This window comes from Endozoicomonas numazuensis (assembly GCF_000722635.1).
Lineage (GTDB): Bacteria > Pseudomonadota > Gammaproteobacteria > Pseudomonadales > Endozoicomonadaceae > Endozoicomonas_A > Endozoicomonas_A numazuensis.
In genome coordinates, this window is sequence record NZ_JOKH01000005.1 from 240909 (window position 1) to 260829 (window position 19921).

General features: G+C 47.6%; 18 protein-coding genes and 1 pseudogene. 16 read left to right on the forward strand and 3 right to left on the reverse strand.

Going from position 1 to position 19921, the window contains the following annotated elements; translation table 11 throughout:
* A pseudogene (locus tag GZ78_RS28490) lies at positions 1–744 on the reverse strand (ISNCY-like element ISEnu1 family transposase); the annotation flags it as partial.
* Between the two features lie 413 nt (positions 745–1157).
* On the opposite strand from GZ78_RS28490, the gene GZ78_RS20035 reads away from it, so the two are divergent.
* The 10 genes from GZ78_RS20035 to GZ78_RS20075 all read left to right on the forward strand — a co-directional run bounded on the left by GZ78_RS20035 (position 1158) and on the right by GZ78_RS20075 (position 11056).
* Positions 1158–3326 carry a glycosyl hydrolase family 18 protein gene (locus tag GZ78_RS20035; protein ID WP_169741428.1) on the forward strand — a complete coding sequence of 723 codons (2169 nt, stop codon included), beginning with the start codon at positions 1158–1160 and terminating at the stop codon, positions 3324–3326.
* A gap of 395 nt (positions 3327–3721) precedes the next feature.
* Positions 3722–4852, forward strand: coding sequence for an S-(hydroxymethyl)glutathione dehydrogenase/class III alcohol dehydrogenase (locus GZ78_RS20040; RefSeq protein WP_034840096.1), 1131 nt, complete (start codon positions 3722–3724; stop codon positions 4850–4852).
* Positions 4842–5717, forward strand: coding sequence for an S-formylglutathione hydrolase (fghA, locus tag GZ78_RS20045; RefSeq protein WP_201772767.1), 876 nt, complete (start codon positions 4842–4844; stop codon positions 5715–5717). Before GZ78_RS20040 ends, fghA begins: the two co-directional genes overlap by 11 nt.
* A 5-nt stretch (positions 5718–5722) precedes the next feature.
* Positions 5723–6445: a DUF4937 domain-containing protein gene (locus tag GZ78_RS20050; RefSeq protein WP_034840098.1), complete on the forward strand. Its 723-nt coding sequence runs from the start codon at positions 5723–5725 to the stop codon at positions 6443–6445.
* A 239-nt stretch (positions 6446–6684) separates the two neighbouring features.
* Complete coding sequence (locus GZ78_RS20055; protein ID WP_034840101.1) at positions 6685–6963, forward strand: hypothetical protein; 279 nt, start codon at positions 6685–6687, stop codon at positions 6961–6963.
* 163 nt (positions 6964–7126) lie between these two features.
* The gene (locus tag GZ78_RS20060; protein WP_034840104.1) at positions 7127–8137 is read left to right on the forward strand and encodes a tryptophan--tRNA ligase; all 1011 of its coding nucleotides are present in this window, start codon (positions 7127–7129) and stop codon (positions 8135–8137) included.
* Positions 8138–8444: 307 nt separating this feature from the next.
* On the forward strand, positions 8445–8606 hold the full coding sequence (locus tag GZ78_RS30400) for a hypothetical protein (RefSeq protein ID WP_236631627.1): 162 nt from the start codon (positions 8445–8447) through the stop codon (positions 8604–8606).
* Positions 8607–8899: 293 nt separating this feature from the next.
* Positions 8900–10183, forward strand: coding sequence for a protein kinase domain-containing protein (locus GZ78_RS20070; protein WP_034840109.1), 1284 nt, complete (start codon positions 8900–8902; stop codon positions 10181–10183).
* Positions 10184–10287: 104 nt separating this feature from the next.
* Positions 10288–10446 (forward strand): DUF5993 family protein, encoded by a 159-nt coding sequence (locus tag GZ78_RS31060; RefSeq protein WP_407919813.1) that lies wholly within the window; start codon positions 10288–10290, stop codon positions 10444–10446.
* Positions 10447–10456: 10 nt separating this feature from the next.
* Entirely contained in the window at positions 10457–11056 is a 600-nt protein-coding gene (locus tag GZ78_RS20075; RefSeq protein ID WP_034840111.1) for a disulfide bond formation protein B, read from the forward strand.
* Positions 11057–11332: 276 nt separating this feature from the next.
* Here the strand turns inward: GZ78_RS20075 and GZ78_RS20085 are convergent, their stop codons facing one another.
* On the reverse strand, positions 11333–12832 hold the full coding sequence (locus tag GZ78_RS20085; protein ID WP_051786378.1) for a PhoPQ-activated pathogenicity-related family protein: 1500 nt from the start codon (positions 12830–12832) through the stop codon (positions 11333–11335).
* A 24-nt stretch (positions 12833–12856) separates the two neighbouring features.
* Positions 12857–14608, reverse strand: coding sequence for an amidohydrolase family protein (locus GZ78_RS20090; RefSeq protein ID WP_034840115.1), 1752 nt, complete (start codon positions 14606–14608; stop codon positions 12857–12859).
* A 257-nt stretch (positions 14609–14865) separates the two neighbouring features.
* Here GZ78_RS20090 and GZ78_RS20095 point away from each other — a divergent pair, with 257 nt between their 5' ends.
* From GZ78_RS20095 to rbsC, 6 genes are all read left to right on the forward strand, one after another.
* Positions 14866–15246 (forward strand): hypothetical protein, encoded by a 381-nt coding sequence (locus GZ78_RS20095; RefSeq protein ID WP_034840117.1) that lies wholly within the window; start codon positions 14866–14868, stop codon positions 15244–15246.
* Entirely contained in the window at positions 15239–15682 is a 444-nt protein-coding gene (locus GZ78_RS20100; protein ID WP_081869957.1) for a YbaN family protein, read from the forward strand. The genes GZ78_RS20095 and GZ78_RS20100 overlap by 8 nt, the downstream gene beginning before the upstream one ends.
* Before the next feature lie 53 nt (positions 15683–15735).
* Positions 15736–16110 (forward strand): SpoIIAA family protein, encoded by a 375-nt coding sequence (locus tag GZ78_RS20105; RefSeq protein WP_034840120.1) that lies wholly within the window; start codon positions 15736–15738, stop codon positions 16108–16110.
* A 584-nt stretch (positions 16111–16694) separates the two neighbouring features.
* On the forward strand, positions 16695–17114 hold the full coding sequence (gene rbsD, locus GZ78_RS20110) for a D-ribose pyranase (protein ID WP_034840521.1): 420 nt from the start codon (positions 16695–16697) through the stop codon (positions 17112–17114).
* A gap of 174 nt (positions 17115–17288) precedes the next feature.
* Positions 17289–18797 carry a ribose ABC transporter ATP-binding protein RbsA gene (gene rbsA / locus GZ78_RS20115; RefSeq protein ID WP_034840123.1) on the forward strand — a complete coding sequence of 503 codons (1509 nt, stop codon included), beginning with the start codon at positions 17289–17291 and terminating at the stop codon, positions 18795–18797.
* Between the two features lie 29 nt (positions 18798–18826).
* On the forward strand, positions 18827–19840 hold the full coding sequence (gene rbsC, locus GZ78_RS20120; RefSeq protein WP_081869958.1) for a ribose ABC transporter permease: 1014 nt from the start codon (positions 18827–18829) through the stop codon (positions 19838–19840).
* Positions 19841–19921: the final 81 nt, after the last annotated feature.

Consider the following 19921-nt stretch of genomic DNA (forward strand, 5'->3'; position numbering starts at 1 on the left):
CATTCAGGTAGTTCTGACAGGCTTGTCGGATTTCCTTGTCCCTTTGAAGTTTTTTGGCAGGATCTTTCGAAGTAGAGTGTCGTAATATCTGTACACGACGATACATTTTTTTCAACTGATTCAGGTTGTATTGCCACTGTCGCCAACCACTTACCTCAGCCCTGGCTGCAAAGCGTGCAGTAAGAACAACGACAGTTCTGACTGCATCAAACAAAAGGTTGAGATCTGTCGGGAAATGAACATCGGTTTCTAAAACATAAGAGTCACAGCGACCTCTCAGCGGATCTTCTTTTTTTTTCCAACTATTTTATGGCCTTCAGCCACAACGACTTCATTAATCTGATTGAGCAGTTCGGGGGTTAAAAGTGAGACGTTATCCTTAATCGTCTGGAGCTTATATTCATACAGGTCATACATCCCGTGACCGAGCATTGCCCGGATGGTGGCGTGTTGGTTGGCCATTTCCCGAAGCCGGTCATAGTTCCAATCAAGATTTAACCGGAGTACACCCAGAACAAGGATCTTCCACAGCTGCATTCCTGGTCGCCCCCTGTCAGGGCTGATATTTTCAGGGACAGCCTGCTCTAGAAGAGAAAAGACTAAATCCCGGGCTTCGGCATTCAAATAGAGGTGTTGTAAGCCAAGCAGGATCTGGGGAATATCATCACGGGACCGATGATCGAGTTCAATGCTACCAATATCCACTTCACCGATCTGAAGTTGTCTGGGTTGTACCTGTCGCATGATTATTTTTGAGCCGAAGAATGAAGGAAATAGACATGATTAGGGCTATTCTAGCGTTAAAAGCCAAGCTTTAGGAAAAACTTCATACGGTAAATATGACGTAGACGTCTTGATCTATAAGCTATTCGAGGATTTTCGTTCAGGCACTAGTTAATGTGAGCCATTTATTCACTCCCCCCAATCTCTTCGTTCTTACTGAGTCTTAATTTTAAGAAACAGTTCTCTTTTGCGTTATCTGGATATTGATCAATGTCGCAATTTTACCAATAGGGTCATTGTCGACTAGCAAAATGAAAGCGATTTCATGATAACGTAAAGCTTCATCACAGATATTCAGTGAACACCCGTTCTGTCAGGGCTGACGGTGTGGTACCGGGTGAGATAATACCAACAATAACGAGGTACGACACATTATGAGAATGTCCTATTCGGGCAGACTCCTTACAGGTCTGCTGTTATCAGGAAGTGCATCTTTAGCCCTGGCTGCGCCGGGTAAACCGGCCATTGCCTGGATGCCTGCGGAACATACCGCTGGCTCTTCAATCAATGTTCACTGGGATATGTGGTGGGGAGAAAACGGTACGGAATGGGTACTGAATTCAAACAACACTCAGGTCTGCTCCGGCTCATTGGTTGCTAATCCCAGCAAGGCTGCTCAGAAAGCTTCCTGCATCATTTCTCCAACAGCAGGCAGCTATGACCTTCAAGTTATTCTCTCAAATGATACCGGTTCCACGACAAGTGACGTTAAAAGGATAGCGGTCACCGGAAGTATCAATCCAACACCCGATCCGGACCCAACACCTGATCCAGACCCAACACCTGATCCAGATCCAACACCTGATCCAGATCCAACACCTGATCCGGACCCAACACCTGATCCAGATCCAACACCCGATCCAGATCCAACACCCGATCCGGACCCAACGCCTGATCCGGACGTAGCTGCTCCTGCGAAGCCGGTTATAGGCTGGCTGGATGCCAGTCAGAAAGTGGGTAATGTTGAGGTCAAATGGGACATGTGGTGGGGCAGTAACGGCACCCGCTGGACACTGGAGTCTAATGGCAGTGAAGTGTGTGAAGGGACTTTGACGGCGAATGGAAGCAGTGCCCAAAATGGCAAATGTACCGTGAATTTCTCTGCGGGTACCTACGAACTTCAGGTTTTCCTGACCAACGCAGGTGGCTCAACAGGCAGTGACAAGAAAACCATTAATGTGGGGGGCAGTTCCGGTGATGGAGATGGCGGTAATGGCGGTAGCGGTGGTACCCCTCTGCCAACAGACTACAGTGCTGCTGGTTTGAGAAAACATAAGCCTTATACCAACTCAACCAACTCCGTAGTGGGTGCTTACTTTGTTGAGTGGGGGATTTATGGCAGGGATTATCAGCCCGCCCAGATTCCGGCTTCCAACCTGACTCACCTACTGTATGGGTTTGTTCCCATCTGTGGTCCCAATGACAGCCTGCAGCAAGCGAATGCCAATGGCTACAGTGCGCTACAGCAGTCCTGCCAGGGTAAACAGGATTTTGAAGTCACGGTGCATGACAAGTTTGCTGCACTGGAGAAAAATTACACCGACGACGTGTATAACCAGGACTACCGGGGGATTTTCAACCAGCTGCGTAGAATCAAGCTGGCCAATCCTGACCTGAAGATTCTGCCTTCCGTAGGTGGCTGGACGCTGTCGGATCCTTTCTTCTATCTGGACAATACTGCTAACCGCAAGATCTTTGTGGATTCTGTTGTAGAGTTTTTGAAAACCTACACCTTCTTTGATGGGGTCGATATCGACTGGGAATACCCAGGCGGCGGTGGCGCCAACGGTTCGTTGGGTAAAGATACCGACGGTGCAACTTACGTAGCACTGATGAAAGAGCTGAGAGAAGCTTTTGATGCACTCAGTGCTGAAACCGGTCGTACCTATGAGATCACCAGTGCAGTGGGCGCAGCACCTGCCAAAATCAACGCAGTGAATTACAACCAGGCCAGTCAGTACATGGATTACATCTTTGCCATGACTTATGACTACTACGGAGCCTGGAATGGTCAGCTGGGTCATCAGGCCGGTCTCTATCCAGGTGATAATGCGATTCATGATGGTTTCAGTGGTGACGAAACGGTGAATAATCTGATAGCTGCGGGAGTGCCAGCTAATAAACTGGTACTGGGCGTGGCAATGTATGGCCGTGGTTGGAAAGGTGTATCCGGTGTTAATGGAAATGATCCATTCACGGGCACAGGCAATGGTGCCATCACTATGACCAGCGGCAATGGCCACTGGGAAGCCGGTGTCGTAGATTACTTCCGGGTAGTCAGTGAAATGCTGGGCGGTGATGCCAATGGCAGCGGTGTGAACGGCTGGACTGCCGGTTATGATGAAAAAGCTCAGGCTCCCTATGTTTGGAAGCCAAGTACCGGCGAGCTGATCACTTATGAGAATGGCAAGTCAGCCAAAGTGAAAGCCCAGTACGTTCGACAGAATGGTCTGGCCGGAACGTTCTCCTGGGAAATTGATGCAGACAACGGTGACATCCTGAATGCTACCCATGAAGGTCTGGGTCATTCTCCAAAACAGTAACTTTCAGTTTGTTTAAGTCGTAAAAAATCCCGGCCATGTGTGCCGGGATTTTTTGTAAATGTCCCCTAAGGAATTTGTCAGAGTAAAGACAGGGACGGGGTAAAAAGCGACGCGGCTTTATTTTTCGCGGTAAACTGGTTGGAATTATCCCGAGGGCTTATCGAACTCAGGGCAGTTTCATGCTCAAAAGTATAAGCCCTACAGACTCCTGGGAGCCTGACCGAGAATAGTGGTCAAGAATAAAATTCAGTAGAACGAGGCCATTTTTTCGATAAATTTGTGCGAATAGTGGGCCTATTCAATCAAATTTATCGGAAAAATGGGCCGTTCTTTCTGGATTTTAGGCCGACCTGCCTATTCTCGGTCGGGCTCCTGAAACCGACCGAGAATTTCCCATGACTGACAAGATGATCAAGTCCCGGGCTGCCATTGCCTGGGGACCAGGAAAACCCCTGACCATTGAAGAAGTGGATGTTATGCCTCCGCAAAAAGGCGAAGTTCTGGTCAGGATCGTTGCCACAGGGGTTTGCCATACCGATGCCTTCACACTGTCCGGAGAAGACCCTGAGGGTGTTTTCCCGGCCATTCTGGGCCATGAAGGCGGCGGTATTGTTGAAGCAGTGGGTGACGGCGTGACCAGCGTATCGGTAGGCGACCATGTTATCCCGCTTTACACCCCTGAATGTGGTGAGTGTAAATTCTGTAAATCGGGCAAAACCAACCTTTGCCAGAAAATTCGCGAGACTCAGGGCAAGGGCTTGATGCCAGACGGAACCACCCGTTTCTACAAGGATGGTGAGCCAATTTATCATTACATGGGCACGTCCACTTTTTCTGAGTATACGGTTCTACCCGAGATTTCACTGGCCAAGGTGAATCCTGAAGCCCCTCTGGAAGAAGTTTGTCTGCTGGGTTGTGGTGTCACAACCGGAATGGGCGCTGTGATGAATACTGCCAAGGTACAGGAAGGCGACACTGTTGCTATTTTTGGTCTGGGTGGTATTGGTCTGTCGGCAGTGATTGGTGCGGTGATGGCTAAAGCCAGCCGGATCATTGCCATTGATATCAACACGTCCAAGTTTGATCTGGCAAAAAAGCTGGGAGCCACCGACTGCATTAATCCAAAGGACTTCGACAAGCCGATTCAGGAAGTGATTGTTGAAATGACTGACGGCGGAGTGGACTTCTCCTTTGAATGTATTGGAAATGTCGATGTCATGCGTTCAGCGCTGGAATGCTGCCATAAAGGTTGGGGCGAGTCGGTCATTATTGGTGTAGCCGGAGCTGGCCAGGAAATCTCTACCCGTCCATTCCAACTGGTCACCGGTCGGGTATGGCGTGGCAGTGCATTTGGTGGCGTTAAAGGCCGCTCTGAACTGCCGGGCATTGTTGAGCAGTACCTGGCAGGCGAGTTCAAACTGGATGATTTTATTACTCATACCATGGGGCTGGGCGACATCAACCAGGCATTTGACCTGATGCATGAGGGCAGAAGCATTCGCTCTGTCATTCATTATGACCAATAAGCCCGTTCAGAGCCTGACAGTAAAAAAAGTCAGTGAGCAAAAGTGTTTCGATGGCTGGCATCGTCAATATTCACATTGGTCAGAAACCCTGAACTGTGAGATGCGGTTTGCAGTGTATCTGCCACCTCATGTGGACGATGGTGAAGACGTTCCGGTGCTGTATTGGTTGTCCGGCCTGACCTGTACTGACGAAAACTTTATGCAGAAAGCCGGCGCCATGCGACTGGCTTCTGATTTAGGTATGGCTATAGTCGCACCGGACACGAGCCCCAGAGGGGAAGGCGTGCCGGATGATCCTGAAGGTCAGTACGACCTGGGGCTGGGAGCCGGCTTTTATGTCAATGCTACTCAGGAGCCCTGGAGTCAGCACTACCGAATGTATGATTATGTGGTAGAGGAATTACCTGCACTGGTTGAAAAGCACTTTCCGGTATGCGAAAAGCGTTCAATCAGCGGACATTCCATGGGAGGTCATGGTGCAATAATGATTGCCCTGCGAAACCCTGAGAGCTTTTGTTCAGTGTCTGCATTCAGCCCGATCTGTCACCCGACAGACTGCCCTTGGGGTCACAAGGCTTTTGGCGCTTATCTGGGTGATGATCAGTCTGCCTGGAAAGCCTACGACAGTGTTGAACTGTTGAAACGTTCGAATGTCAGTAATCCTTTACCGATACTGGTGGATCAGGGCGACGCTGATGGTTTTCTGGCAGAACAGCTGAAACCGGAATCTCTATTGCAGGCTTCTGCCGAAAAGGGTTACCCACTGTCGTTAAGAATGCAGTCTGGCTATGACCATAGCTACTTCTTCATAGCCAGCTTTATTGAAGATCATCTGCATTTTCACGCAGAGCATCTGAGAGGCTGATAAAGGTGAGCAGTCATCGATGGATCGGTGGCTGCTCATTTGAAAAAGAAGAATTAGCCACCTTTCTCGTCTTCCAGGTTAATAAAATCATGATTCTTAAAGTCATCAGGTGCACGCCCTTACCTGATATGAAAGAAGCCTTCTCTGACAAACAAAAACAATGGTCAGCGATTTCTGGCTGTAATGGACTGGTTGGTCAACTCGGTGGTTGGGAGCTTGATGGTCAAGACGCTTTTATTCTTGCTGTCTGGGATGGGATGTCCAGCATCAAAGAATTCATGAGCCACTCACATGACCCGATAGCAGATCGAATTAATCAACAAACAACATACAGTCAGTGTGATGTAGAGTACTTCTCTACAGCCAGCGATATACCTGCTTTTGCTCCAGGTTATTCCTGTTCAATAACGGACTTCAGCTTCCTTAGAGTGACGGATTGCTATCTCAGAAGTCATGGAGAGGCACAGTTTTTAAAAGATCAGGAGAATATCTTGAACCCGGCAATGTCTTCCTGTCTAGGAATGCTAGGTGGGTACATAGCTAAAAGCCATGAGATAGAAAATCGTTACTTGGTGATCTCATTCTGGGACTCTGAAATCTCTCATCAGAAATATGTGAAAGATCTTTTCCCGGAAACCATAAAGAAAGTAGAGCTGAGCTCCTACATTCAGAGGCTAAAAAGTTATCAAATTCCTATAAATACAGGCTGGAACGTTCTGCCTAACTAAAGCCAAAGAGCTGACAGGAGTAGACGACCATCGATAACTTCGATGGTCGTATTGATTATGTAGCATAAACGAGAGCGGTGTGTCAGTGCTGTGTCAGTTGGTTCTACAGATAGAGTAAGTTGATTCTAAGTTTTTATTTTCATCGAGTAGGGAGATGTAAACCCGTTTGAACCATTCTGGATAAAGCGAGACTCTAGGGCTGTGCTCGAAACGCATCTGTCTTACAAGGAGTATCCCTCATGAAAAAACTGGCCACACTCGCTATCTCAGCTCTATTTGCATCGTCTTCATTTGCTGCTGTGGGTGCCTGGGGCGGAAATCAACTTTCAGTGATTACTGACGCCAATACCAAGGTGGAAGTGACCAGTAAAACAGGGAAAGTGTTGGCAACCGGCATGACGAATGAGTACGGTAGAGCTAAATTCGATATCGGCAGTACTCAGGTGCTAAACATTAAAGCTGGGGATGAAACCAAAACCTATCTTTATGTCACCCAGTATGATGCCTCTACTCAATAAGATGAAAGAGTGCGGGATTCTCTCGCACTGATCTCGTTTCACTGTTCTGTTTATCTCTGAACCTGCCTGTGGTTGAGCTACCTGCCTTGCCTCTTCTATAATGCCGCCTTCCTGTTTCCAGTGAAGTGCCCATTGCCACTTCATGAGGCCCACGAGTGACCCCATGACAAAGACCAAAGTATTAACCGGTATTACCACCACAGGCACGCCGCACCTGGGCAATTATGTGGGGGCTATTCGTCCTGCGATTGAAGAGAGTCGTGACGAAAACATCCAGTCTTACCTGTTTTTGGCGGACTACCATGCCCTGATCAAGGGGCGTGATCCCAAGCGTATTCACCAGTCCGGGCTGGAAATTGCTGCCACCTGGCTGGCTCTGGGTCTGGATACCGACCGTGTCACCTTTTATCGTCAGTCTGATATTCCGGAAATTATGGAGCTGAACTGGATTGTGGGCTGCATGACCGCGAAAGGCTTGATGAATCGTGCCCATGCCTACAAGGCTTCTACTCAGGCCAACCAGGAAGCGGGTGAGTCAGACTTGGATAAAGGCATTCTGATGGGGCTGTTTAACTACCCGATCTTAATGGCGGCTGACATCCTGATGTTCAACGCTAATCGTGTGCCAGTGGGTCGTGATCAGGTTCAGCATCTGGAAATGGCCCGTGATATTGCCGGTCGTATGAATCATCACTACAAGACCAGGTTCGTTATGCCAGAAGCCGTAGTGGGTGAAAACACTGCGGTGCTCAATGGTCTTGATGGTCGCAAAATGAGCAAGAGCTACGACAACACTATTCCGTTGTTTGTACCTGAGAAAAAGCTGCTCAAGCTAATCCGCAAAATCAAAACCAACTCCCTGGAGCCTGGTGAACCGAAAGATCCGGCGACCTGCACCTTGTTCCAGATCTTCTCAGCCTTTGCAACTGAAGCCGAGATTGCTGAAAAGCGTAAGCAGTACGAAGCGGGTGCTGGCTGGGGTGACTTGAAAAATGAACTCTTTGAATACATCAACACAGTACTTACAGAGCCTCGTGAGCGCTACAACGCTCTGATGGCCGATCCTGCGTTTATTGAAGCTGAGCTGAAAAAAGGTGCGGAAAAAGCCCGTGCTGAAGCAGCGCCATTCCTGCAGGACATCCGCAAGAAAGTGGGTATCAGTCCTTTCGCCTGATCTTTACAGGTGCACAGCCAGTCTGTGAGGCTGACCGAGAATAGCGTCCGAGCATAAATTCAGTGAAAAAGCTGACTCGTTCTACTGAATTTTATGCTCGGACGCTATTCTCGGTCAGCCTCCTAGCGGCATTCGGCTGGGCAATGCACTGGAAAAAGGCGATCTCAAGGTTTTTGTCACCCACCGGGATCAGCGAAAAAGCCGTGAAAATATTCAAACATTCTACGATCAGATCAAGCTGAAACTGAACCAGATTATCGCCAGCGAGAAAGCAGAAGCCGCCGCTATCGATAAGAAATATCAGGCCATGAGCCCAGCCGAGCAGAGAAAGGCTCATGCCGGAAGCTTTGGCAAAGGTCTTGTAGAGGCAGGAACCTCTTTTCTGGTCTGGGTTAAGGATGTCGTATACCCATCGCCTTTCAAGATGCTACGTTGTTGCCAGCGTTCGCTCACCCTGATCACCTACTAAACAAAGCATAAAAAATCAGAATGATGCTTCTGGCCAAAACATGTGTGGATGTATGGCCCACTTTACGAATTTGGGAGGTGCAATGGATGGTTGGCCTCCAAATAGAGTGCCCCTTGTTTGACTGCAGAGAGGTAGGAGTGACTGGAGTCTATGGATAAATCATTAGAAGGCAGTCCTGACTATAGCCAGAAACTGATTGCCCTCCATCATGCTACTCAGACTGTCTCTTAATGGTTTTTAGCCGATACTCTATTGAATATCATTAGATTTATTCAGGGGCAGGAGGCAGCTGGGTGGATAAAATCAAGGGAAGCGGGTTTTTTCTGAATTTATTTAAGAGCCGGGAAGCAGACAATGGAAAGACAGAATCTCCTAGTCCAGCCCAAAATATTTCAGTGGCTGAATCAGCGAAGGAGCTACAGGCGGATGTCTCAGATACCTTTCTGCAAAAGTCATTCAGGCAGCGATCAGTAGAATTGACTGATGATGTTCAGACACTCAAAGCCAGAACCATTGGCAAAAATATTGACTCTGGCATTCAGGTTAAGGTGATCGTTCCTGGTATTAAGGTAGAGTTCAAAGGTACCAATAGCAGTGTTCAATGCGATGACGACCTGGGTGACCCTGTGACATGCAAAGAGGATGCTGAACGATCATCTGTCTGCTTGGCATCGGGATCCAATGGTTGTGTAGTGGACTGTAAAATAATCGGCGAGCCACTGATCGCGAAGCGTAGCTATTGTTTTATTGATCCCGATGACAATAAGCCTATCTATTCTGATGCCAATGGCATCATCCGTGAAGCGGGCGTATTAACCGGTTTAGTTAAACTGGCCTCGGACCATCCTGGCTTCATTAATATTGTGCCTTTTAAGGGGGCAGGGGTAACGACCTCAGGAGAACCTCTGATCTTCCTGGAAAAAGCGGATACCAGTCTGGAAAACCAGTTATCCAAAGGGCCGTTAAGTCTCCATCAATTTGCGGATTTGGGGCGAGATCTTTTCTCCGGGTTGGATTGCATGGAGTCGCTCAATCTTGTGCATCAGGATATAAAACCAGCCAACCTTTTGCTGAAAGGTAAAAGTCTATGGATTGCTGATTTCGGAGAGACCACCTCAAAAACAGGCTTTGCTTCAAGCGGTATCGACGGGATGGTTTTGGCTGATAACGAGCGGGTGGCTGGAACTCGTGAAATCAAGCCCTTTCACGCTAACTTTGAGCCACCATTGCCGGCATCGGATATCTGGGCTGCAGGGCTAACGCTTCTAAGCGTGCTTAACCCAGAAAAAATGCTCGATTCTGATCGGAAGTTTCTGGATGAGTTTCATTCTTTTCCATTTGAGACATTACCCTACCATCAATTGAGTACAGAGCAGCAACATCAACTTCGGGAGCAAATCCATCAGCATTTAGATCGTTTTCTGGAAGAGTCACTGACAGGGTCTGATGCACGGTTTATACCAGCGATGGCTGATTTTTTGTATCAGATATTTGAACTGGATGGTACCCAAAGACTCTCTGCCCATGATGCGGAAAGAGCCTTGAAAATGTATCAGAAAACGATTTTACGCCACTGATTTAGTAGCTCCGGGTTTTTCATTCGATAAATGGGCATCACCCGATTGAATTCAGAAGCTATGCTCCTCAGAAGCTGTCTTATTCAGGCTGGGGAGTATTAGCAATGCCTTATGCTTTGTTGTCTTTTATCTTCATATTATTTTCAGTCATTGTCGCCTGGTTCAATCGAAGGTGGGGAGTAGTCTGTTTCAGCATTGCTCTGCTTTTGATTGCACTGGTTTTTATGCATCATATTTCTGATCATTTAAAAATATATCTGTAGCGAGGGACTGATGATGAGCTCGCGCAGAGAGATCAATAATTTTGTGAAGTGTGCCAGTGCTCTGGAAGTAACGGCGGTTTGTTTTCTACTTATTTTCGCTTTCTGGTTCCAGTTTGTGATGGGAGAGCTGCCTTGTCCGCTTTGTATTCTGCAGAGGCAGGGGATTCTGGCTATTGCTTCAGGGTTCCTTCTGAACATGAGGTATCATGTTCGTCCCAGTCATTACAGCCTGTCTATAGTGGCTGCTGTTTTAACCAGTTTTATTTCACTAAGACAAATAGCGCTGCATGTAACTTCACCTCAGGGGTATGGTTCCGCTTTTCTGGGGCTGCATATGTATACGTGGGTGTATATTCTTTGTTCTGTCTCAATCGTTTACATCGCTATCGTCATTGGTTATTCCAGACAGTTTGAGCTGCATGCCGATAAGGACGAAGTTTCAGAAGCACGAGACCCCAGAATACGTCTGTTTTCACATTGGGCTTTTGGGCTTCTGGTCTTTCTGACCGTCGCTAATATTGTTTCTATTTTCTTTGAGTGCGGGCTTGAACAGTGTCCTGATAATCCTGTGCGTTACATAGTCTATGGATGGTTTGGACAGTCACTGTAAAGCAGGTCAAAACGGGTATGGATTGCATGCCTCTGACCCAGTCATTAGGGCGGCGGCAACAATCTGTAAAAATGATTTACCATGAGTGAATCGCGACTCTATTAGTATCATCTGGCTATGAACAAGGATGATCAGGTGCAATACCTGTAGCAGGCCGACAAGGGACTTTTGAATTTTGATACCCATGCTGACAATAAAGAGGTCAGTTATTTTGGCTAGAACAAAGGTAAAAAAGTGACGAAAGACACCGGTATTCTCACTCGGCCAGCATTGTAGCTACTGTTCAGGATATATATCCGGAGTGATAAATACACGAGTAGTGAACGACAGGTCACGATAAGGAGGGTTAGGATAAATCAGCTCTACAAAGCTGGCTTTCCAACCCTTCTCTGGGGCATTCAGTGAAATGTCTGCCCGGCAGCTTTCTTTACAATGAAACTTGATGGCTTCGGACTTGAATGGTGTCACTGAGGGGTTGTCTGGACTGGTTCGAAAGTCTCTGGCTTCTGGGTTTTCAGCTGTCCACAGTGTCATGGCTTTGGGTGGCATTGAAGCCACTACTTTCAGACGTTCATCATTAATAGTCCAGCTAATCATTGGCATGGGACGATCTTCTATGATGGCTCCGTAAAAGGATTCCGTGGTTTCACTGACCAGATTTCGATCCATCTTGACGATGTAGTGCCTCAGGTCTGGGAGAAACCTCAACCATTTATCGCCTTTCAGGTCATCAAAGTAGAACTGACTGGAGTCGGGCAAGAAGAAGTCATCGCCAGTGGCATTGATGATGTACTTCGGCATAGTCAGTTGCGACAGATAGGAGTAGGGGTCGACTACTTCCATCAATTGGGCCAGAGGCTGGGTGCCAATTGTGGGCATTAATGTGTAGTAGTCTTGCACAGCGGGAGCCCAGCGTTTGTAGCTGTTAAAGTGGAGCCGCATGCTGTCCTGCAAATTAAGGACATCAATCACCATGGGTATTATGGCCGTTACCCGGTTGTCCATTGCTGCCGTCAACCAAACGGTCCAGCCTCGTTTAGACCCTCCGGCCAATACAAAGTGGGCAATATTGATGTGTTTTTCTTTCATCAGTGCCTGAATGGTATCCATAGCCCGAACAGAGGCCTTTACCATTGGCAGTCGAAGTGGCCAGTTGTAGTTTTTCTTTGGGTTATCGATGAATTTCTGCCAGGTATAGGCAATCAGGGCATCTTCCCTGAGAGGCTTATCATCGCCAAATTGCAGAAACTGGTTGGGAATATCTTTCAGGTCAACGACTACGGACTCGGTTCTGGCCGCTATATGAGAAAACAGCAGGTCATCATTAGGACCTTTAGTTGTCACGGGTTTGTCAGCTGGCTGGTGGATGATGCCGCCGTTGATATAAAGCAAAGCACTGTCGGACGTCACTTTTTCCGGCACATAGACCATGATCCGGTGCTCCCAGATCGGGTCTGAGACTCTATCCTGCTCACCAATACTCCAGCGAAGAGACTTCATATTGACTGGGTATGCTTTGACCTTCAGCTCTTTCCCATCCAGCTCAATGGTCTCTTCAGTCGCTACACCGGCATTCCATTGGTAATGGTTATCTTCCTGCTTCAGGTAACAGGGCAAAACATCATTAAAATGTTCGCTTAGATAAGAAGGAGTGCAATTGTCAGGTAAGACTCGAAGGTGCTCTTTGGCATAAGCCTGAGTGTACAGAGCGAGAAGGCAGAAGCAGAGCAATGCCAGAAAGCTTATGTTCAATCTTGAGAAGAATTCTTTTGCCATTTTATTGCTCTTTTCTGCACAGCTTCATAGCTGTTGGGAAAGGTGTTGAAGCAAAAATTCATTCTGGATACCTTCTCTGCCTATGAAGCCTGCCAGTTTTAACTCATGATCTCTCTGGAACCTGGCCTTGGTATTACTGCTAACAAAGTTATTGCAGGCTTCAGACTCAAGATCAAGGCAGGCCGAGACTCTTTGTTGATATCGGGGGTTGGTTCCACCCTTTACCCAAAGGCTCTGACCGGGAAGAAAGCTGAATTCCAGACTGTTGCGAGTGAACTCGATAACTTTATCAAACGACAAAAGAATACTGTTGGTGGTTTGATTGGGGCTGAAACCATAAACGGCTTCTACAAACTGACTGGTCAGGTCTACTTTGAGAATGCCGGGGTCGTCAGTGGCTAACGTCACTGCAATATTGTTACCTGCATAGACCGGGAATGGATGCTCTTTTTTGGGGCCAATACCATTCAGTCTCTGATTACTGGTGAAGGGGATTTCAATTGCAATGTCATTGTCCAGCATGGCTTTCAGCAGTTCTGCACTGCAGTTGACGTATTCTTCATTACCAGCGCTGGACTGCTGCAGGCACTCCTGAGCCATCAGACTGAGTCCGTGGCCAATACGTTTGGGCTGAACTATCTGGATAGCATTGGCCAGCGTCGTCCGATAGTAAATGTCCTCAACCGTGGCTTTGACCAGCTCTCCTGCATGCAGGCTGATGTGATCTTTTACCAGAGGGTAATTGCTGTTGTTTTTCAGGAAGCTGAGCATTTTCATATGACTTAGGTAGTCATTCAGCGCCGTATCATTATTTTCAGGGCCCACTATGTTGATGCCCAGTACTTGAGGGTCGCTGCCGGAGAGACTCCGCTGAGCCAGTTCAAAAGCAAAGATCATCTGCGCGTATACCCGTGGCAGGGTATCGGTGCGGTGAATTTCGTGAAGAAATCGAACAGTAACAGCGCAGGCTGGTAGAGAAGGGCTGTCAGTACATTTCAAATTGTCTTCAGATGTTTTCAGGGCATTCGCCACTTGACTGGCAGCTGACTGTAACTGGGTTTGAAAACTTTGCTGGGCAACCAGCTTGGCACGAAAGTCTTCCAGGCTACTGGTGCTGTCCGGATCCGGTATCGGGAAGTGGGTGATGAGTTCAAACAGCTGATCAGGCCCGGTTGCCTCATTCCAGTAGATTATCGACTCTATGTATGAAAGCCTGTCAACGGCTGCTTTTTCCCGAATAAATGAAACGAAGTCAGAATCTATTCCATCAAACAGGGTCGCAACCAAGGGAAAGAAGTTGAAGAAGCGCCAGTTACGAACCTGAGTGGTATCGGTACTCTCGGGAACCCTCAGCTTTTGGATCAGGGCCTCACGGTTTTCTTCCTGACTGATGAAGTCCTTCACTGTCTGCAGAGAGCCATCGCACTTGGCAAAGTGGTACTGGGTATCTATGCAAAACCCTCGTTCTATCGCGACATCAATGATTTCCATGGGTGGAATCGCTCCCATCAGGTGATGATGCAAATTGCCACCCTTTGGCAGTTGATTCATGAATGCTTGAAGTACTGGGCGGTGGTTACGAATCTGGTCGAAGCTGTCACTGGTTTGCTGAAAACCTTCACCGAGCCAGAAGCTCTTGTTCAGAGAGGCAGAAAAGCTGCTGTTGGAAATCAAGATCAGCAGCAACAGGACGGTTCGAAGAACAAGGTGTGAATGCATATTTGATGGGGAATAAGTGTAGAAAAGGACAGTATAGATAGAATTTTGAGTTTTCATTCATGGGTGACGCTTCTTGCTGCTGGGTTGCCAGCTTCGGATTTCTTGTAGTTCATGTGTTAGACGATAGTGCGACTTAAGGTGGGCTTTGTTGCTGCAGCACCTGGCAGCAAAGATTTGTTAGCATTTATGTGATTAACCGCCATGAACCAGAAAAAAGGGTTACTATAGGGTTACTATAGTGGCGTAGTGGCGTTGATCTTTTGTTTTTTCTCAGCAGTCTCTAACCGGACAAGTTCTCTTTTAAGGTTTTGCTTATGTCGTTGAAAACCCCCACATTACTCCTCTTGGCTTTGTTGCTGGGTGGTTGCTCCACGCTGGGCTGGAAAGTGGGTGATATGGGTAAAATCCAGTTTGATCTCAATGAGATCAACAAGGAGGGTTTACGAGGCTCAGGCGACAACATGAGAGCTGTGTCCTATGAATTCTGTATTCCCGACAAGATCGAGCATGTTGATCAGGTCATGGCTATTGATCCAACACTGGTTGTGTACCGGGATTCACCGGGAAAAATCCGGTGTCGCACAGATGAGTACCTGGCAATAGGTGACACCAAGCAGCTGGATTACTACGAAGTTCTGAGAAAGCTGGCAGAGCTGGATTATGTGAAGAGTATTCAGGAAGCCACCTTTGAGTAAGTGTAAAGAGCCCCATTTAGCGGATCCGGTCATCACAGAAGAAGATTCTTTGCTGGTCAGGAATCCAATATTGCGAAGCTTGTATCAGGGGCTGGCAGTGCTTTGCATTATTCTTGGCATCATAGGCGCCCTGTTGCCCTTAATGCCCACTACTGTGTTTTTGTTGATGGCGGTGTGGCTTAGCGTTCGTTCTTCTCCAAAATTGAACGATTGGCTGCTGGGGCATCCAAAGTTTGGTCCGGTACTGAAAGAGTATCTTCATGACAGGGCGCTCTCGCCCAAAATAGGGTATCGGGCTCTGGCTGTGTTATGGCTGGGAATAGGTGTTTCAGCCTGGCTGGTCCCCCAGGTTATTTTGAAAGTGTTGCTGGGACTCACTGCGCTGGCGGTGAGCAGTTATCTGCTGATACTGATGCGTCGATATCAAAAACATTAAACGAATAATACATTGATTCTTCAATGTGAATAGCAGAGTAGAAGGCGTGACTTATGATCAAGCTGTTACCCATGCCTGCTGATTTTCTGGTAGGTATTGAAGTAAAAGGCAAGATAGAACAAAACGACATAGTACCTCTGATTGATTCGATCAGGCCCAAATTTGAGCAACATGAAAAAATAGCTGTTTATGTTGAGCTGGCAGAGTGGGAGGGCATTTCTCTAGCCGCTCTCTGGGAAGATCTCAAATTTGGCCTTCCACATATCAAAGCGGTCAGTAAAAAAGCAGTAGTGACCGAAAACAAGTGGCTGACTCATGCTGTGGAATGGGCCGACATGTTGTTTCCCGGAGTTGAGGCAAGAACCTTCCCGCTGGATGAAAAACAGCAGGCACTGGAATGGTTGATGATTCAGGATGAGGAAGACTGATGCATCAACCTCTCATGTAATACCAATCGTACTTTCTAACTACGCTATTGCGCTGGCAATCTGAACGCCAGCCTTGCGTTGGAACTCCCGCAATAGCTAGTTATTACTCGTCGTTCCGCCTTGTTCTGCCGTCCAGCTTGATGCAATCATAGGTGGTTGCTCGATTACTGAAAGCCGGGGTCAGAAGTTTGCAATTGGTTGGAGAGTATCAAAAAGCGAATCCATGGGGATTCTGGACCCCCTATGATGTCAGTAAGCTGGCAGAACGTATGCAAACGTCCTTGGAAGACTGAGCCACTCAGGTTATATCCTGATCATTTTGCCTTGCGTGAATTGATTTTCCCTCCTGTTAACTTCTTATCAAATCGGTATTCCTCATAGCGATATTCGTGTTTTTGTCTGTGCGGCTTTGTTTCTGATTGATCTGTGTCAATTTTTATCCGGGGTTGAATCGTTATAGTGGCGGCGAGAAAAACGTTTGCGCAAACGTTTTACTGAATCTGATTACACAGCAGTCAATGCGATCCCGATAGCAATAAACTTCTTATCTTGAAGGCATGCAGACACAACGAACGGTGGCCGGTATGAAAAAGACCAGACTTCTCAATCCACAGCTTTCCAGAGCAGTTGCCAGCCTGGGTCACGGGCAGGGGTTGACTGTTTGTGATTGCGGGCTGCCTATTGGTGGAAGTGTCGAGCGTATCGATCTGGCTTTGACTCACGGTGTGCCCGGGTTTCTTGAAACCCTGGACGTGCTGTTATCAGAAACAGTCGTAGAAGAAATCATCATTGCTAAAGAGTTTGCTCAAGTCAGTCCTGCGTTGCATCAGCAATTTGCTGAGCGTATTCGACTGCTTGAAGAAGAACAGGGGGCTCCTGTCAGAGTCGTCCAGGTCAGTCATGAGTCTTTCAAAGTTCAATCTGACCTCAGTAAGGCAGTGGTTCGTACAGGGGAATGCACCCCCTATGCCAATGTCATTTTGAAATCTGGCGTTGCATTTTAATAAAGCAGTCTTGAGCTGATTAAAAGCATAAACGCGAAATGCCGTCGGTTTCATACCACTGAAAATGGCATTGTCATTGTAAACAGCCTTGAGCTGGTAAACAGCCCTGAGCTGGTAAACAGCCCTGAGCTGGTAAACAGCCCTGAGCTGGTAGATAGCATTGAGGGGGATGAGGTGAGTACCCAGTCAAAACCTGAACCTGTTTTCCAGATGAAAGATGTCGTCAAGACATTTCCCGGTGTCCGGGCTCTGGATGGCGCCTGCCTGAATATATACCCTGGCAGGGTGATGGCACTGTTAGGAGAGAACGGTGCTGGTAAGTCGACTCTCATGAAAGTCATGACAGGTATTTACAGTCGCGATGAAGGCGAGCTGAAATACCATGGGGATGACGTGGCTTTCAGGGGCCCCAAGGATTCTCAAGAACGGGGAGTCAGCATTATTCATCAGGAACTGAATCTGATTCCTGAACTGTCTATTGCTGAGAATATCTTTCTTGGGCGTGAGCCCATGGGACGATTCGGTAGAATTAATTGGAAAGCCATGCGTGAAGAAGCACAGAAACTTCTTGATATGCTGGATGTTCAGTTTGACCCCTCTACACCTGTAGGCAAGCTGAGTATTGGTGTTCAGCAAATGGTAGAAATTGCCAAAGCCTTGTCATTTTCATCACAAGTGATTGTGATGGATGAACCAACTGACGCCCTCACTGATAAAGAAACCGAAAGCCTGTTCAAGGTTATTCGTCAGCTGCGCTCTGAAGGTAAGGGCATTGTTTATATTTCCCACCGTTTACAGGAAATTTTCCAGATCTGTGATGATGCGACGATCATGAGAGATGGTCGCTTTATTGCTGAAACTGCAGTGTCACAGCTGACCGAGGACGACATTATCGAACAGATGGTAGGTCGTTCTCTTGAAGAACAGTATCCCCGTATTGAAGTAGAAGCCGGCGCCCTGACCCTTGAGGTAGAAAATCTTTCCGCCCCGGGAGTTAAAGAGGTTAGCTTTCAATTGAAAGAAGGCGAAATACTTGGAATTTCAGGTCTGATGGGTGCGGGCCGAACTGAACTGATGAAGGCTCTGTACGGAGCAAATGTTGCCTGGTCTGGTGAAATCCGGGTTGCAGGTGAGGCCAAGCGGATTAAAACGCCGGCAGAAGGTTTGCAGTCTGGAATTGTTTACATCTCTGAAGATCGAAAGGGTGAGGGTCTTGTGCTGGAACTTTCGGTTTCTGAAAACATGAGTCTCTGCAGTCTGGAACAGTTCCAGAGTGCTACTGGCAAAATTGATCGCAATCGTGAGATGCATTCAGTTCAACACTTCATTCAAGCCTTCAATATCAAAACCCCCACAGCCAGGCAGCTGGTCAAAAATCTCAGTGGCGGTAACCAGCAGAAAGTAGCGATTGCTAAAGGTTTGATGATCAATCCAAGAGTACTGATTCTGGATGAACCAACCCGTGGCGTCGATGTCGGTGCCAAGAAAGAAATCTACCAGCTAATCAATGAGTTCAAGAACAAGGGTATGAGTATTTTGCTGGTGTCGTCTGATATGCCGGAAGTTCTTGGTATGAGTGATCGGATCATGGTCATGCATGAAGGAAGTATTACCGGCGAATTTGATCGTCAGGAAGCCACACAGGAAAAATTGATGCGTTGTGCTGTTGGTAAGGCCGCGTGAATACCGATAGCTTAAGAGAGAGAAATATTATGACTGAGCAAACCTTACAGGCCGGTACACGCAGCCCTGGGCTTATAAAGAACAGCGGTAGCAAATTCCGTATCAATAAAGAATTCCTGTTCGAATACAAATCGGTTATTGCCCTGCTGATCTTCATGGTCGTGGTCTCCATGATCAGTGACAGTTTCTTCAGCACCAACAATATGCTGAATATTCTGCGACAGACTTCTATTAACGCCATTATCGCTGTCGGTATGACCTTCGTCATTTTGACCAGTGGCATCGATCTGGCGGTGGGTTCTATTTTGGCATTGAGCGGGGCTCTGGCAGCCACCTTGATAGGCATGGATTTCAATATCATGCTGGTGGTGACCCTGACGCTTGCGGGTGGTGCTGCCATGGGTGCCATGAGTGGTTTGATTATTGCCAAGGGGCGTGTTCAAGCATTTATTGCCACTCTGGCAACCATGACCCTGCTGCGGGGTGCCACCATGGTATTTACTGACGGGCGACCTATTTCTGCCAGCAGTGGTTCAGCTTCCGACGCCTTCTCTTTTATTGGTAGTGGTTACCTGTTCGGTATTCCTTTTCCGATTTACCTGATGGCTGTGACCTTTGTAGCAGCATGGTTCGTGTTAAATCACACACGACTGGGTCGTTACGTCTATGCTCTGGGTGGTAACGAATCTGCTACTCGTCTGTCCGGTATCAATGTCGATCGTATCAAGCTGGCTGTTTATTCCATTTCTGGCGGTCTTTCCGCTTTGGCAGGATTGATTGTCACCAGTCGTCTGGCTTCGGCTCAGCCAACAGCGGGTACCAGTTACGAGCTGGATGCAATTGCTGCGGTAGTGCTCGGTGGAACCAGCCTGACAGGTGGCAAGGGACGAATCACCGGTACTCTGGTCGGTGTGCTGATCATCGGTATCCTGAATAATGCCCTGAACCTGCTTAATGTTTCTTCCTACTATCAGCTAATTGCCAAGGCGCTCGTTATTCTTCTGGCTGTTCTGGTAGACACTCGTTCTACAAAACAGTCTTGAGATCAGTCTCGATCCCGGAATTCCGGGATCGGGCTGTCGCCCCTATAAAGTCGAACTAAGCCGGCTGAACAATCGGAACCA